The sequence below is a fragment of the Streptomyces sp. NPDC028711 genome (assembly GCF_055565415.1).
Genome location: NZ_JBVHUJ010000002.1, coordinates 672,701 through 688,343, shown reverse-complemented (window position 1 = coordinate 688,343; position 15,643 = coordinate 672,701). Strand labels below are relative to the sequence as shown.

Annotated in this window: 10 protein-coding genes; 8 read left to right on the top strand and 2 right to left on the bottom strand. The window is 70.4% G+C overall.

The window, feature by feature from the left end:
• Window positions 1-72: 72 nt before the first annotated feature.
• Entirely contained in the window at window positions 73-1,038 is a 966-nt protein-coding gene (locus ACZ4VK_RS08865; RefSeq protein WP_468349987.1) for a glycoside hydrolase family 6 protein, read from the bottom strand.
• Between the two features lie 361 nt (window positions 1,039-1,399).
• Between ACZ4VK_RS08865 and ACZ4VK_RS08860 the strand changes: the two genes are divergently transcribed.
• The 8 genes from ACZ4VK_RS08860 to ACZ4VK_RS08825 all read left to right on the top strand — a co-directional run bounded on the left by ACZ4VK_RS08860 (window position 1,400) and on the right by ACZ4VK_RS08825 (window position 14,610).
• Window positions 1,400-2,413 carry a LacI family DNA-binding transcriptional regulator gene (locus ACZ4VK_RS08860; RefSeq protein WP_468349985.1) on the top strand — a complete coding sequence of 338 codons (1,014 nt, stop codon included), beginning with the start codon at window positions 1,400-1,402 and terminating at the stop codon, window positions 2,411-2,413.
• 370 nt (window positions 2,414-2,783) lie between these two features.
• Window positions 2,784-4,094: an ABC transporter substrate-binding protein gene (locus tag ACZ4VK_RS08855; protein ID WP_468349983.1), complete on the top strand. Its 1,311-nt coding sequence runs from the start codon at window positions 2,784-2,786 to the stop codon at window positions 4,092-4,094.
• A 116-nt stretch (window positions 4,095-4,210) separates the two neighbouring features.
• Window positions 4,211-5,215: a carbohydrate ABC transporter permease gene (locus ACZ4VK_RS08850; protein WP_468349981.1), complete on the top strand. Its 1,005-nt coding sequence runs from the start codon at window positions 4,211-4,213 to the stop codon at window positions 5,213-5,215.
• A 13-nt stretch (window positions 5,216-5,228) separates the two neighbouring features.
• A complete protein-coding gene (locus tag ACZ4VK_RS08845; RefSeq protein ID WP_468349979.1) occupies window positions 5,229-6,146 on the top strand; it encodes a carbohydrate ABC transporter permease in 918 nt (305 codons plus the stop codon).
• Window positions 6,147-6,210: 64 nt separating this feature from the next.
• Window positions 6,211-7,656, top strand: a complete 1,446-nt coding sequence (locus ACZ4VK_RS08840; protein WP_468349978.1) for a GH1 family beta-glucosidase — start codon at window positions 6,211-6,213, stop codon at window positions 7,654-7,656.
• A gap of 96 nt (window positions 7,657-7,752) precedes the next feature.
• A complete protein-coding gene (locus ACZ4VK_RS08835; protein WP_468349976.1) occupies window positions 7,753-9,303 on the top strand; it encodes a sigma-70 family RNA polymerase sigma factor in 1,551 nt (516 codons plus the stop codon).
• Window positions 9,304-9,595: 292 nt separating this feature from the next.
• The gene (locus ACZ4VK_RS08830; RefSeq protein WP_468349974.1) at window positions 9,596-11,959 is read left to right on the top strand and encodes a non-reducing end alpha-L-arabinofuranosidase family hydrolase; all 2,364 of its coding nucleotides are present in this window, start codon (window positions 9,596-9,598) and stop codon (window positions 11,957-11,959) included.
• A 38-nt stretch (window positions 11,960-11,997) separates the two neighbouring features.
• Window positions 11,998-14,610, top strand: coding sequence for an RICIN domain-containing protein (locus ACZ4VK_RS08825; RefSeq protein ID WP_468349972.1), 2,613 nt, complete (start codon window positions 11,998-12,000; stop codon window positions 14,608-14,610).
• Window positions 14,611-14,791: 181 nt separating this feature from the next.
• Here ACZ4VK_RS08825 and ACZ4VK_RS08820 read toward each other — a convergent pair whose 3' ends face one another.
• Window positions 14,792-15,643 (bottom strand): caspase family protein, encoded by an 852-nt coding sequence (locus tag ACZ4VK_RS08820; RefSeq protein ID WP_468349970.1) that lies wholly within the window; start codon window positions 15,641-15,643, stop codon window positions 14,792-14,794.

Genomic DNA, 15,643 nt, shown 5'->3' with positions numbered 1-15,643 from the left:
GGGGTGAGGAGGGCCGGTGGTACCTGTGGCCCGGTCGCGGGATGGCGGACACCGGGCCACAGGAGTCCGGGGTCAGTAGCCGTAGATCATCTTGTAGGCGACCTCGGGGAGGAACTGTCCGGCAGTCGAACCGGTCCCGACGCCGCAGTTGCCGTCGGACTCGCCCGGGGCCTTGATCCACAGCAGCATCTCGGCGCCGCCGCCCAGCTGGGTGGGCGTGCCGATGCGGCGGCCCGCCGCGTTGCACCACTCGCCGTTGGCGCCGTTGCCGTTGCGGCTGGTGTCGACGACGAACGGCTTGGTGTAGCCGTAGCGTGCGGCCAGTTCGCTGTTGACGGCGTTGCCGTAGGCGGTGTTCTGGGCGGTGGTGTAGTAGTTCGAGACGTTGAGGGAGAAGCCGTGGGCCTGGCGGAGGCCGGCTTCGTGGAGGCGCTGGGCCATCGTCGCCGCGCTCACCCAGCCGGGGTTGCCCGCGTCGAGGTAGACCCAGGTGTTGGGCGCCTGACGGTTGAACTCGGCGAGGGCGCCGCTGATCATGCCCTGTCGTTCGCGGATCTGGGTCTGGTTCAGGCAGCCGTAGTCCGCGAGGGAGTCGGGTTCTAGGACGACGACGGCCGGACGGTTCGAGATCCCGCCGGCGAACTGCGCGATCCAGGTCGCGTAGGCGGAGGGCGACGAGGCTCCGCCTCCGGAGTGCCCGCCGCACGAGTCACGGAGGTAGATGTTGTAGGCGACCAGAACGGGCAGCTTGTCCGCCTGGTCCGCCGCACCGACGTACGCGCCCGTGGCGGTGCCGATGGTGCCGCTCCAGGCACCGAACCAGCGGGCCATCGGCCTGTTGGCCAGGGACGCGCTGATGGCGGGCGCCCGGCCGTCACCGGGGTTGGCGGCGACCCACTGCTTCGCGCTGGAGTTCGGGTCCACGTAGAACCCGCTGGTCATGGTGGTGGGGTCCGCCGCGTGGGCGGACGGCGCGACGGCGAGCGCCAGTGGCAGCGCGAAGAGGGCTGTGACGAGAGCGCGGATTCTGCGGCGCATGGCTGTACCTCGGTTTCCTGACGGTGGATGCGTCGCGCGGTCTCGTCCCGAGCGGGCGACGCGGTGAGGAAGTGCGGTGGTACGAGGTTCCCGTGCGGCGGCGCACGGGGGCGGCGCCCCGGCGGAGACACCGTCACACTCCGGACGTACAGGAATCGGTGGAAGCGCTCCCACTGGAAGCGTTCCCAGGCGGCGATTCATGGGCCCGAGGTGTGGCCGTATCGTGTGACGCACCGATCGGCACTGTCAAGTGCCGTCACTTGACCAAGACTTCACACGAGGGCGGGAAGGGTTTACAGTCCTGCAACTGGAAGCGCTTCCAGTCTTCCAGGCGTTCAGAGAAAAGACAGGAAGGCAGGCCATGGCGCAAGCTGTGCCGCACCGGCAGTCGACACTCGACGAGGTGGCCGAACTGGCCGGGGTCTCGCGGTCGGTGGCCTCGCGTGTGCTCAACAACGCCCCGCACGTCAGTCGCGCGAAACGCGAGGCCGTCGAACGGGCCGTCCATCAACTCGGGTACGTGCCGAATCCGACCGCCCGGGCGCTGGCGACCCGTCAGACCGGTGCGGCCGCCCTGGTCGTCTCGGGCGAGGATCCGTCGATCTTCGCGGATCCGTTCTTCGCCCAGGTGATCGTGGGCGCCTCGGCCGCGCTCGAGGAGGCCGACCTGCACCTGATGCTGTGTCTGGCCGCCTCCGACCGGGGGCGCCGGCGCGTGGAGCAGCTTCTCCGGTCCAAGGGGGCCGACGGGGTGATGCTGATGGCGCTGCGCGAGGATGATCCGCTGGCCCGCATGGCGGAAGAGGCGGAGATGCCCGTGGTGTTCGGCGGACGTCCGGTCGGTCTGGATCCGCGGTGGTACGTGGACGTCGACAACCTCGGAGGAGCGCGCGCGGCGACCGAGTACCTGATCTCGCTCGGCCGGACCCGGGTCGCGACGATCTGTGGGCGGCTGGACACGGAGGTGGGGCGCACCCGCTACCGCGGCTACCAGGACGCCATGCTGGCGGCGGGCCTCGAACCGTACCCACCGGAGGCCGGTGACTTCACCGAGCCCAGCGGAGCGGCCGCCATGGCGGCGCTGTCGGCGCGGCACCCGGAGCTCGACGGAGTATTCGCCGCCAGCGACAACATGGGAGCGGGGGCGTTGCGCTCGCTGCGTGACGCCGGCCGCCGCGTCCCCGCCGACGTCGCCGTGGTCGGCTTCGACGATCTGGCCGTGGCCAGGATCGCCGATCCGCCGCTGACCACGGTGCACCAGCCCATAGAGGGTCTCGGTCGTGAGATGGCGCGCATGCTCGTCGCGCTCATCAACGGGCAGGCCCCCACTCCACTGATCCTCCCCACACGTCTGGTCACCCGCGCCAGCGCCTGACGGACCGCCTCGCGACCGGCCCGGCGACCCCCGCGCGCCGGCCCGCGCTGTGGCCGTACGCCGGCCCCGTCCGCCGGCCCGCGCTCTGCCGTGCGCCGGGCGCCGCGCTCACCCTTGCACCGCGCTCGCCCCTGCGCAGCGCTCACCCCTGCGCCGCCGTGCACAGCCTGTCCCTGCAGCCACCTTGACAGGCCGTCAAGGTGACCGGCAGGGTTTCGACGCCACCATTTGGGAGCGCTCCCAATCTGGGAACAAGCCCCCATCGCGAGGCTCCACCCCGGCCTTCGAAGGCCGCCTCTCCACGTCGACCGCCGTCGAGGTGACCTGTCGGTGTACCCCCACCCCCTTCTTGACGCATCGAGGAGATGCCATGCCCCGCTCGTCCGTGCCGCGCGCCCGTATCCGCTCCGTCGTACTCGCCTCCGCGGCGGCGACACTCGCCCTCACCCTCGCCGGCTGCTCGTCCTCCGACTCCGGCTCCGCCTCCGCCGACGGGAAGATCACCCTGACCGTCGGCACGTTCGGGACCTTCGGATACAAGGAGGCCGGTCTGTACGACGCGTACATGAAGCAGCACCCCGGGATCACCATCAAGGAGAACCCGACCACCGTCGAGGGAAACTACTGGACCGCCCTGCAGACCCGGCTGTCCGGTGGCGGTCTCGACGACGTCCAGGCACTCGAGGTCGGCCGCATGGCCCTGGCCACCTCCGAGGACCTCGCCGACGCCTTCGCCGACCTGTCCGACGCCCCCGGCGTCGACAAGAAGGACTACCTGCCCTGGAAGTGGGACCAGGCCACGACCGCCGACGGCAGGACGATCGGCCTCGGTACCGACGTCGGCCCGATGGCCATCTGTTACCGCCAGGACCTGTTCAAGGCCGCGGGCCTGCCCTCGGACCCGGAGTCGGTCGGCAGGCTGTGGGCGGGCGACTGGGCGAAGTTCGTCGAGACGGGCAAGCGGTACCAGGCCAAAGCCCCCGAGGGCACCCACTTCATGGACAGCGCCAGCGGCCTCTTCAACGCCGTCGTCTCCAGCAGCCCCGTCCAGTACTACAAGGACGGCAAGCTCGCCTACAAGGACTCCCCCAGCGTCAGGAACGCCTGGGACCTGGCCGTCAAGGCCGTCCAGGGCCGGACCAGCCAGGGCCTGAAGATGTTCGACACCCCCTGGCAGACCGCGTTCTCCAAGTCCACCTTCGCCACAACGGTCTGCCCCTCCTGGCAGCAGGCCAACATCCAGCAGTTCTCCGGCCCCTCCAACAAGGGCAAGTGGAACATCGCCCAGCCTCCGGCGGCCGGCAACTGGGGCGGCTCCTTCCTGGCCGTGCCGGCCTCCGGCAAGCACGTCGACGAGGCCAAGAAGCTCGTCGCCTGGCTGACCGCGCCCGAGCAGCAGGCGAAGGTCTTCCAGAAGGTCGGCAACATCCCCGCCAACCAGGCCGCCTATGACCTGCCGGGCGTCGTCGACTACAAGAACGCCTACATCGGCCCCGGAGCCGCCACCGGACGGATCTTCTCCACCGCCGCCCAGGCCATCGAGCCCGCCGAGTCCGGCCCGCGCGCCGGGGACCTGACCGGGGCGTTCGGCACCGGCGTCCTGCTCATGGAGCAGAACGGCAAGAGCCCGGAAGAGGCCTGGAACGCCACCGTCCGCCAGATCGACAGCACCATCCAGTAGCCCTTCCCGCCTCTCCCGGCCGTCGTCGCGAGGGGAGGGGGCGGCCGGTCACCGGGGAGCCGGCCGCCCCTCCCCCTACGGGACCGTCCGGCCATGACCACCGAAGGAACCCGCCCGTGGCCTCCACGACCGCACCCAGCCGCAACGGCCCCGCAGACCGGCGGGACACCCAGCCGCCCCCGGCCCGCCCCGCCGGACCCTCGGCCTGGCGCAGCCGCCTGCACCGCTGGGACACCAAGGGCACGCCGTACGCCCTCGTCGCCCCCTTCTTCCTCGTCTTCGCCGCCTTCGGCCTCTTCCCGCTGCTCTACACCGGCTGGCTCTCCTTCCACCGGGTGAGCCTCTACAACGTCGACCGGGCCGAATGGGTCGGCCTGCGTAACTACGCCGACCTGTTCACCGGCCAGGTCAGCCACTACTTCTGGAACGCCCTGCTCAACACCTTCACCCTCGGGGTCCTGTCCACCGTTCCCCAGCTGCTCATGGCGCTGGGCCTCGCCCACCTGCTCAACTACCGGCTCCGCGCCCGCGGCTTCCTCCGTACGGCGCTCCTCGCCCCGTACGCGACGTCCGTCGCCGCCGCCACCCTCGTCTTCGCCCTGATCTTCAGCCCCGAGGGCGGCATGGCCAACTGGCTCCTCGGCCTGTTCGGTGCCGGTCCCGTGCACTGGGAGGCCGGCCGCTGGAGTTCGCAGTTCGCGATCTCCGTGATCGTCACCTGGCGCTGGACCGGCTACAACGCCCTGATCTTTCTCGCGGCCATGCAGGCCGTACCGCGCGAGCTGTACGAGGCCGCCGCCCTGGACGGCGCCAACCGCTGGCAGCAGTTCCTGCACGTCACGGTCCCCGCCCTGCGCCCCACGATCCTCTTCACGGTGGTCGTCTCGACCATCGGCGCCACCCAGCTCTTCGGCGAGCCCTACCTGTTCGGCGGCCAGAGCGGCCACCAGGGCGGCACCGACCACCAGTACGAGACCCTCGGCATCCTCATGTACGACCAGGGATTCCACTCCAGCATGCTCGGGCGCGCCAGCGCGGTCGCCTGGATCATGTTCGGCCTGCTGCTGCTCATCGGGCTCGTCAACGCGCTGATCACCCGCCGCCTGCGCGCCTCCCAGTGACGTGGAGTACGACATGACCACCACCACATCCGTCTCCGACCGCCGGCACCCCGCGGCGGCACGACCGTCGGCCGGGGCCGCCAAGGCCGGCAGGGCCGGCGGCCAGCACCGGGCCGGGCGGCTCTCCCACATCGTCCTCGGCCTCGCGGCCCTGGCGTCGCTGTTCCCGCTGTACTGGACGCTCGTCGCGGCCTCCACCGACAGCCACGCGGTCGTCTCCAGCCCGCCGCCGATGCTGCCCGGCGGCAACCTGTTCAAGAACCTCACCTATGTGTGGCACAACGCCGGCGGGCGCGGCATGGGCATCGCCCTGCTCAACTCCACGCTCGTCGCGGGGGCCGTCACCGTCAGCACGGTGACGTTCTCCGTCCTCGCGGGTTTCGCCTTCGCCAAACTCCGCTTCCGCGGCAAGAAGGTCATGCTCGGCCTGGTCCTGTCCACCCTCGCCGTGCCCGCGCAGCTCAGCGTCGTACCCCTGTTCATCCTCACCAAGAACCTGGGGCTGAGCAATCACCTCGGGGCGCTGATCCTGCCCGTGCTCGTCACCGCCTTCGGCGTGTTCTTCATGCGGCAGTTCCTCTCCCAGGCACTGCCCACCGAACTCCTGGAAGCCGCCCGCGTCGACGGCGCCAACTCCCTGCGCGTGATCTGGCACGTCGTCTTCCCCGTCGCCCGCCCGGCGATGGCGGTCCTGGGCATGCTGACCTTCGTCCAGTCCTGGAACGACTTCCTGTGGCCGATCATCGTCATGAACGGCTCCACCAATCCCACGGTCCAGGTCGCCCTCGCCGGTCTGGGCACCGGCTGGTCCACGGACTGGTCCGTCATCACCGCCGGAGCACTCATGGGCACCCTGCCGCTGCTCCTGGTGTTCGCCCTCTTCGGACGCCACATCGTCGGCGGCATCACCCAGGGCGCCATCAAGGGCTGACCTCCTCAGCCCTCTCCCTCCTGACCCCTCTCCCCCACACCCTCCGCCGAAGGAGCACTTCGCCATGCCCGCGACTCCCGTCACCGCCCGCGTCCCCGCAGCCCTCGACCGGCTGCACTTCCCGCCCGGTTTCCTGTGGGGCGCCGCCACCGCCGCCTACCAGATCGAGGGCGCCGCCGCCGAGGACGGCCGTACCCCCTCCATCTGGGACACCTTCGCCCACACCCCCGGCAAGGTCGCGAACGGCGACACCGGCGACATCGCCTGCGACCACTACCACCGCTACCGCACCGACGTCACCCTCATGTCCCACCTCGGCCTCCAGGCCTACCGCTTCTCCCTGTCCTGGCCCCGCGTCCAGCCCGACGGCCGGGGCCCCGCGAACCCGGCCGGCCTCGACTTCTACCGCCGGCTCGTCGACGAGCTCCTCGACGCCGGCATCCAGCCCGTCGCCACCCTGTACCACTGGGACCTCCCCCAGGCCCTGGAGGAGGGGGGCGGCTGGACGGTACGCGAGACCGCCGAACGCTTCGGCGAGTACGCGGCCCTGGCCGCCGACGCCCTCGGCGACCGGGTCGCGCTCTGGACCACCCTCAACGAACCCTGGTGCTCGGCCTTCCTCGGCTACGGCTCCGGCGTCCACGCCCCCGGACGCACCGACCCCGCCCTCGCCCTGCGCGCCGCCCACCACCTGAACCTCGCCCACGGCCGCGCCACCGCCGCCCTGCGCGCCGCACTGCCCGCCCACGCCCAGGTCGCCGTCACCCTCAACCTCCACCAGGTCCGGGCGCTCACCACCGCCCCCGCCGACCTCGACGCGGCCCGCCGCATCGACGCCGTCGGCAACCGGATCTTCACCGGGCCGATGCTCTCCGGCGGCTACCCGGCCGACCTGCTCGCCGACACTGCCCACCTCGTCGACTGGAACACCCTCGTCAAGCCCGGGGACGAGGCCGCCATCGGTGCCCCCATCGACCTCCTCGGCATCAACTACTACACGCCCACGGTCGTCTCGGCCCCCACTCCGCACGCCGCCGCCGTCAACCACGCCCACGGCGAGAGCGACCACTCCCCGTGGCCCGGCTCCGAGGACGTCAAGTTCCACCTCCCGCCCGGCGACACCACCGACATGGGCTGGGCCATCGACCCCACCGGCCTGTACGACCTCCTCATGGCCACCTCCCGGGCGCACCCCGGCCTGCCCCTGGCCATCACCGAGAACGGCGGAGCCTTCCCCGACACACCCACCGCCGACGGCCAGATCCACGACCACGACCGGATCGACTACCTCCACGGGCACCTCGCCGCCGTCCACCGGGCCCTCGCCGACGGCGCCGACGTACGCGGCTACTTCCTCTGGTCCCTCCTCGACAACTTCGAGTGGGCATACGGGTACGAGAAGCGCTTCGGCGCCGTCCACGTCGACTACGCCACCCAGCTGCGCACCCCGAAGCGCAGCGCCCGCTGGTACGCCAGGGCCATCGCGGCGAACGCGATCCCGGGTCTCTGAGCCTCAGGCCGGCGTGAGGGCGGCCGAGCGGGTGCGGGAGCCGGCGCTAAGGTAGCCCTTCGTACCCGGCGGATCGCTCCCCTGAAGAAGGTGGGAATGGGGCTCATCGATGTGGACCACGCGGGCCTTGTCGTCGCGGCGCAGGCCGGTGACGACCGGGCGCGCGAGGAGCTGATCGCCGCGTACCTCCCGTTGGTCTACAACATCGTCGGGCGGGCACTGAGCGGGCATGCCGACGTCGACGACGTCGTCCAGGAGACCCTGCTGCGCGTCGTGCGCGACCTTCCCGCCGTGCGTACGCCGGAGAGCTTCCGCTCCTGGCTCGTGTCGATCACGCTCCGCCAGATCAATACCCACCTGCACCGGAAGCACGCCTTCGCCGACCGGACCACGGTCATCGACGAGGCACGCCAGATACCGGACGCAGGCGCCGAGCCCGTGGACGTGGCGATCCTGCGGCTGCACGTCTCGGACGAGCGCCGTCGGGTCGTCGAAGCAAGCCGGTGGCTTGATGAGGACCACCGGGTGCTGCTGTCACTCTGGTGGCAGGAATGCGCCGGTCTGCTCAGCCGTGACGACATCGCCGCCGCGACGGGGCTCACGGTCGCCCACGTCGGAGTGCGCCTGCAACGCATGCGAGAGCAGCTGGACCTGTGCCGGACGATCGTCGCCGCCCTTGAGGCCGACCCGCGCTGTCCGCAGCTGGACGAGGCCGTCGTCGGCTGGGACGGCCTCCGTGGGTCGGTGTGGCGCAAGCGGATGGCACGGCACACCCGTGGCTGCCCGGTCTGCGCGGAGACGGCGTCGACACGGGTTCCGGCCGAACTGCTGCCCCTCAGTCTCACGACGCTGGCCGTCCCGGCCGGACTGATCTCCGCGCTTGCGGCCAAGGGCCTGCTGTCGGGTACCGCCGCGAGCACCGCCGGGCTGGCCACGGCGCACGTCGCCGTCGGCACGACGACGGGGGGAGGCGGTCTGCACAGTGCGCTGAGCGCCAAGCTCCACGCGGTGACCGCTCATCCGCTGGTGAGCCTCGCCACCGGCGCGGTGCTCATCGCCGGGACCGCCACCTACGCGACCTGGCCCGAACCGGCGCCTCGGACGCCCGTCGTCATCGCCGCTCCCACGGTCGGCACGCCCACGCCGGTCCCGTCGCGCACCACCCCATCGGACAAGCCGTCCCCGGTGAGTCCGTCGGCCGTCGCGGGCACGGTTCCGCTGGGCGCGCGGTCGCTGGAGTCCGTGGACCGACCCGGTCTGTTCGTCACCCATGCCGGCGACTTCGCGACGCTCGGCCGCGTCTCCGGGTCCAGCGGTGCGCAGGCCCGGCAAGGGGTCACCTTCACGGTCGTCGAAGGGTTGGCCGACACGCGGTGCGTCACCTTTCGCGCCGCGGACGGTCGGTATCTCCGCCACCACTACCTCCGTCTGCGGCTGAGCGCCGACGACGGCGGCGAACTGTTCCGTGAGGACGCGACCTTCTGTCCGCGCCCCGGGGCGGTCGCGGGGTCGGTGACCCTGCACGCGCACAACTATCCCGGATCGGTCCTCCGCCATCGTGATGGTGGCGTCTGGCTCGATGGCTCCGACGGCACGCGGACCTTCGCCGGCCAGGCTTCCTTCATCGTGCGCGGGGCCTCGGCCTGAGAACCGCCGGTCACCGGTCACCGATCACCGGTCACCGGTTCGGCGCGCCTACCGCAGGGACGACCGGACCGCGGGGCTCGGCATAACGCTTTCCGCCCGCGAGATCCATCACTGAGCGAATTTCAGGACGTCGCGACTTTTCTGTTACGCGACCGCGTGTTCCGCAGCCTCCACTTCAGGGGTGCCCTTCCCGCCGCTCACCATGACGTGCCGGCGTGGCGGGTTCCCGACTTCCCCCGCTGACGTATCCCCTGAAGAAAGTGCTCCGATGACGCGACACCCGAGGAGAACCATGAAGGGCCTGCACCGGCTGCGCCGAAGCCGCCGGACGTGGGCGACAGGACTGTCGTCCGCGGCGGTGGTGGCCAGTGTCGTGACGCTCCTTCCCAGCTCCGCCGGAGCCGCGGCCCTGGGTGCACAGGCGGCCCCTTCCGGCAGGTACTTCGGTACGGCCGTAGCCGCAGGCAGGCTCGGCGACGCCGCGTACACCGCGATCGCGGACCGGGAGTTCACCATGATCACCCCGGAGAACGAGATGAAGTGGGACGTCGTCGAGCCGTCCCGCGGCCGTTTCGACTTCGCCCCCGCGGACCGGATCGTCGATCGTGCCCTGGCACGCGGCCAGCGCCTGCGCGGCCACACCACGGTCTGGCACTCGCAGCTCCCCTCCTGGGTCAGCTCCATCCGCGACGCGAAAACGCTGCGCAGCGTGATGAACCATCACATCACCACCCAGATGACCCACTACAAGGGCAAGATCTACGCCTGGGACGTGGTCAACGAGGCGTTCGCCGACGGCGGCACCGGCCGGCTCCGCAGCTCGGTCTTCCAGAAGGTGCTGGGCGACGGCTTCATCGAGGAGGCGTTCCGCACCGCCCGTGCGGCCGACCCCTCGGCCAAGCTCTGCTACAACGACTACAACATCGAGAACTGGTCGGACGCCAAGACCCAGGGCGTCTACCGCATGGTCAAGGACTTCACGTCCCGTGGCGTGCCCATCGACTGCGTCGGATTCCAGAGCCACTTCGGGACGGGCGGCCCACCGGCGAGCTTCAAGAGCACCTTGGCCGCCTTCGCCGCCCTGGGCGTCGACGTCCAGATCACCGAGCTGGACATCGCCCAGGCCTCACCCACCCACTACGCGAACACGGTCAGCACCTGCCTGTCCGTGGCCCGGTGCACCGGCATCACGGTGTGGGGCGTCCGTGACAGCGACTCCTGGCGCAGCGCCGAAAGCCCGCTGCTGTTCGACAACCACGGCAAGCCCAAGCCCGCGTACACCGCCGTCATGAACGCTCTCACCTCCGGATCCGGTACGACCCCGGTCAAGCCGGCGGACCGTTCGGGGGAGATCAAGGGCGTGGCGTCCGGCCGCTGTATCGACGTCCCCGGCTCCGCCACCGCCAACGGCACCCGGGCGCACCTGTGGGACTGCGGCGGACAGGACGGCCGGCGCTGGACGTACACCGCCGCCAAGCAGCTGAAGGTCCAGGGCGACACGTGCCTGGACGCCCAGAGCAAGGGCACCACCAACGGCACCCCGGTGGTCGTCTGGGACTGCAACGGCGGCGCCAACCAGCAGTGGAACATCAACACCGACGGCACGATCACCGGAGTCCAGTCCGGGCTCTGCCTCGACGCCGTCGGCGCGGCCACCGCGAACGGCACCACGATCCAGCTGCATACCTGTGCGCCCGTCAACAACCAGAAGTGGACAGTCCCTTCCGGGACCGGCAGCGGCACGTGCGCTCTTCCGTCGACGTACAAGTGGAGTTCGACGGGCGCCCTCGCGCAGCCGTCGAACGGGTGGGCCGCGGTGAAGGACTTCACCCACGTGGTGCTGGGCGGCAAGCACCTGGTCTACGCGTCGAGCGCGTCGGGAACCTCGTACGGCTCGATGGCGTTCAGCCCCTTCACGCACTGGTCGGACATGGCGTCGGCCGGCCAGACCAGGATGAGCCAGAACGCGGTGGCGCCCACACTGTTCTACTTCGCGCCCAAGAGGATCTGGGTCCTCGCGTACCAGTGGGGTGCGTCGCCCTTCAGCTACCGCACGTCGAGCGACCCCACCGACCCCAACGGCTGGTCCGCGCCGCGGCCGCTGTTCACCGGGAGCATTCCCCGCACCGACTCCGGCACCGGCCCGATCGACCAGACCCTGATCGCCGACGAGAAGAACATGTACCTGTTCTTCGCCGGTGACAACGGCAAGATCTACCGGGCGAGCATGCCGATCGGGAACTTCCCGGGCGACTTCGGCTCGTCGTACACGACGGTCATGAGCGACACGGCGAAGAACCTGTTCGAGGCGCCGCAGGTCTACAAGGTCCAGGGCCAGAACCAGTACCTCCTGATCGTCGAGGCCCGGGGCGCGAACGAGCGGCGCTACTTCCGCTCGTTCACCGCCTCCAGCCTGAGCGGTTCGTGGACCCCGCAGGCCGCCAGCGAGAGCAACCCCTTCGCGGGCAAGGCCAACAGCGGTGCCACCTGGACCGACGACATCAGCCACGGCGATCTGGTCCGCAGCAACCCCGACCAGACCATGACCATCGACCCCTGCGACCTGCGGTTCCTCTACCAGGGCAAGTCACCCGCCGCGGGCGGCCCCTACGACCGACTGCCCTACCGGCCGGGCGTCCTCACCCTGCAGCGCTGAACCGCCCGATCCACGGTTACACAAGGAGAACACCCCCCATGAACAACCTCACGCGCGGCGAGCGCCGCGGGCGTCACCGTCGTCGTTGGAGCGCCACCGCTCTGCTGCTCGGTGTGCCCGCCGCCGTCGTGCCGTACCTCCTGTTCACCCAGGAGGACTCGCAGGCCGCGACGGTCGACGGCAATGCCTCCTACCGGCTGGTCTCCGTACGCAGCGGCAAGGTGCTCGACGTCAACGCCTTCTCCACCGCCGACGGCACCCGCATCCAGCAGTGGACCGACCAGAACACCGCCAATCAGCAGTGGCAGCTGCGCCCCACCGGGGACGGCTACTACGAGCTGGTGAACCGCAACAGCGGCAAGGTGCTGGGTATAGCGGGCGGCTCGACCGCCCGGTCGGCCGCGACCGAGCAGCAGACCGACAGCTCCTCCACCTCCCAGGAGTGGCGGATCGACAAGGTGAGCGGTTCCGACGCCGTCGTCTTCACCTCCCGCAGGAGCGGCCAGGTCCTGGACGTCTCCGGAGGCTCCACGGCCGACGGCGCGGTCGTCATCCAGTATCCCGGCACGGGCGGCACCAACCAGCAGTGGAAGCTGGTGAAGACGGCCGGGACCGGAGCGTACGTGTGGAACAACGCCCAGGTGATCGGCGGCGGTTACGTCACCGGTCTGGTGTTCAACCCACGGGAGAAGGGCCTGCTGTACGCGCGAACCGACATGGGCGGCGCCTACCGCTGGGACGCGGCGGCCGAGCAGTGGATCCCGCTCACCGACTGGCTCGGCGAGAAGGACTGGAACCTCCTGGGCATCGACGCGCTGGCCACCGACCCCGTCGACCCCGACCGCCTCTACCTGGCGGCGGGCACCTACACCAACGAGTGGGCCGGCAACGGCGCACTCCTGCGCTCCACCGACCGCGGCCGCACCTTCCAGCGCACCGATCTGCCGTTCAAGCTGGGCGGCAACGAGGACGGCCGCGGGGCGGGCGAGCGGCTGGTGATCGACCCCTCGGACAACCGCGCCCTGCTCCTCGGCACCCGTAAGAACGGCTTGTGGCGCAGTACGGACAGCGGTGTGACGTGGCGGCAGGTCTCCTCCTTCCCCGTCAAGGACGGGGCGAGCAGCGGCGCGGGCATCTCCTTCGTGACGTACGGCCCGGCCGGCAGCAAGACGATCTACGTCGGCGTCGCCGACCGCTCGACCTCCCTGTACCGCTCCACCGACGGCGGCAGCACCTGGCAGGCCGTCCCCGGGCAGCCCTCCGGCCAGATGCCGCAGCACGGCGTGCTCTCCGGTGACGGCTCGCTGTATCTGACGTACACCGACAACCTCGGACCCAACGGCGTGACGGCGGGCTCGGTGCGGAAGCACACGCCGGTCAGCGGCGCGTGGAAGGACATCACCCCGTCCCGCGGCTCCTACGGGTTCTCCGGTCTGGCCGTCGATCCGCGCAAGCCGTCCACGGTGATGGTCACCACCCTCGGCCGCTGGTGGCCCGAGGACGAGATCTACCGCAGCACCGACGGCGGCACGACCTGGACAGCGATGGCCGGGAAGGCGGTGCGGAACGCCTCGGCCGCTCCGTACATCGGCACCCACACCGGGCACTGGATGACCGCGCTGGCCATCGATCCCTTCGAGTCCGGGCACGTGCTGTACGGCACCGGCAACGGCATCTGGCGCAGCAAGGACGCCGACGCCACCGACAGCGGCGGCACCAGCCACTGGACCGTCGGGGCGCGCGGTCTCGAGGAGACCGCGCTGATGGACGCGATCGCCCCGCCCGGCGGTGCCTCCGTCATCACCGCCATGGGTGACCAGGGCGGTTACCGCCACGACGACCTGACCAAGGTGCCCGCAGGGCGGCTGAGCAACCCGATGATGACCAACAGCACCGACATCGACTTCGCCCAGTCCCACCCCTCGGTGATGGTCCGCGTCGGCCGTGGCGGCGCGCAGGACGGCGCCTACTCCACCGACGGCGGCGTCAGCTGGAAGGGCTTCACGGCAGAGCCGGTGGCCGGCGCCCAGGACGGTCGTGCCGCGCTCGCGGCGGACGGTTCCACCATCGTCTGGACCCAGGCCGGCCAGGTCCCGTACCGCTCGACCGACAAGGGGACGAGCTGGTCGAAGGTGCACGGCCTCGGCACCGACGCCGTGGTCGTCGCCGACCGCTCCTCGGCCCGGACGTTCTACTCGCTGTCCGGCGGCACGCTCCACGCCGGCACGGACGGCGGAGCGACCTTCTCCGCCCGGGCGACCGGCCTGCCCGCCGACGGCCGGCTCACGGCCGTGCCCGGTGTCGCGGGGCACCTGTGGATCACCGGCGGCGGCCACGGGCTGCTGCACTCCACCGACGGCGGCCGCACCTTCACCACGCTCACCACGGTGAAGTCCGCCTCCGCCCTCGGCTTCGGCAAGGCCGCACCCGGCGCCTCCTACCAGGCTCTGTACCTGATCGGCACCGTCAAGGACGTCACCGGAGTCTTCCGCTCCACCGACAAGGGCGCCACCTGGCTCCGCGTCAACGACGACGCCCACCAGTGGGGCAGCATCGGCGGTGTCGGCGTCATCACCGGCGACCCCGACGCCTTCGGCCGCGTGTACGTCGGCACCAACGGACGCGGCCTCCAGTACGGCGACCCGTCCTGACCCGAGCGGGGCCGCAGGCACGAAGGCCTGCGGCCCCCTGGGCAGCGGCGTCGTGGTGCGGTACTCCCTGCGCCGCACTGGGCCTCCCTGGAGCTGCCCACAAGCGATGCCTCGTACGTGCGACAGTCAACCGCCGTCCCGTCAAGGCACTGATGAGCCCTGACGGACGGAAGGGCGGGTGTCAGATGGAGAAGGGCGTCTGGGCGAGGAAGCCCTCACTGGACTTGCCCGCCTGGAACATGTTCGGGCTCTGGTAGAACGGCATCTGTTCCACCACCTGCCGGTGCAGGCTGGAGTACGTGCCCCGGAAAGCGCCCTTCTTCCAGGTCCGGAGCAGTGTCTCGGTGAACAGGCCGTTGGGTCCCGTACCGTCGCTGGAGACCTGGTTGTCCTGGCAGCCGGAGATCAGCAGCAGATCGGCCTTGATGTCCTGCTGATCCATGGCCGGGACCGAGCGTTGGATTTCGTCGTAGAGCTCTTGGTCGCGCTGGTAGTTCCGGAACTGCGCGTCCCGCGGCAGGGCCCTCACCCGGGCTCGGACCTGGGACGGCTCGCTGCTGTCGAAGCTCCGCTGAAGTTCAGCGCCATTGAGGAACAGGGACAGATCCCGTGCGACCGTGCCGCTGTGGCAGCTGTCGGAGAGCAGCACGATCCGCACATCCTCCTCGAACTCACCGAAGAGTGCGTACAGCTCGTCGTCGATCAACTGGCGGTCGTACAGCACCCAGGTCTCGTCCTGCCGGTCCGGCTCATCACCGTTCTTGTCCGGCACCTGGGCGCCGTGCCCGGCATAGGTGAGCAGCAGCTTGTCCCCGGAGGAGAGTTGCGTAGCCGCCTCCTTCAGCGCGGCCGTCACCTTCTCGCTCGTCGCGTCTTTGGTCAGCAGCGTGGCGACGACATCGAAGTTGTTGGCCTTGGCAAGGTCCGCCATGGTGACGGCGTCGTTCTCAGGGTTCTTCAGCTCGGCCTTGGTGCCGTACTTGTTTTCATCGATCTCGTTGATGCCGATGTGGATCGACAGTCCCTTGGGCAT

Bases quoted from the DNA above. Each gene is read 5' to 3' on its own strand.
- ACZ4VK_RS08865 (WP_468349987.1), bottom strand. From the start codon at position 1,038: ATGCGCCGCAGAATCCGCGCTCTCGTCACAGCCCTCTTCGCGCTGCCA.
- ACZ4VK_RS08860 (WP_468349985.1), top strand. From the start codon at position 1,400: ATGGCGCAAGCTGTGCCGCACCGGCAGTCGACACTCGACGAGGTGGCC.
- ACZ4VK_RS08855 (WP_468349983.1), top strand. From the start codon at position 2,784: ATGCCCCGCTCGTCCGTGCCGCGCGCCCGTATCCGCTCCGTCGTACTC.
- ACZ4VK_RS08845 (WP_468349979.1), top strand. From the start codon at position 5,229: ATGACCACCACCACATCCGTCTCCGACCGCCGGCACCCCGCGGCGGCA.
- ACZ4VK_RS08840 (WP_468349978.1), top strand. From the start codon at position 6,211: ATGCCCGCGACTCCCGTCACCGCCCGCGTCCCCGCAGCCCTCGACCGG.
- ACZ4VK_RS08835 (WP_468349976.1), top strand. From the start codon at position 7,753: ATGGGGCTCATCGATGTGGACCACGCGGGCCTTGTCGTCGCGGCGCAG.
- ACZ4VK_RS08830 (WP_468349974.1), top strand. From the start codon at position 9,596: ATGAAGGGCCTGCACCGGCTGCGCCGAAGCCGCCGGACGTGGGCGACA.
- ACZ4VK_RS08825 (WP_468349972.1), top strand. From the start codon at position 11,998: ATGAACAACCTCACGCGCGGCGAGCGCCGCGGGCGTCACCGTCGTCGT.
- ACZ4VK_RS08820 (WP_468349970.1), bottom strand. From the start codon at position 15,643: ATGCCCAAGGGACTGTCGATCCACATCGGCATCAACGAGATCGATGAA.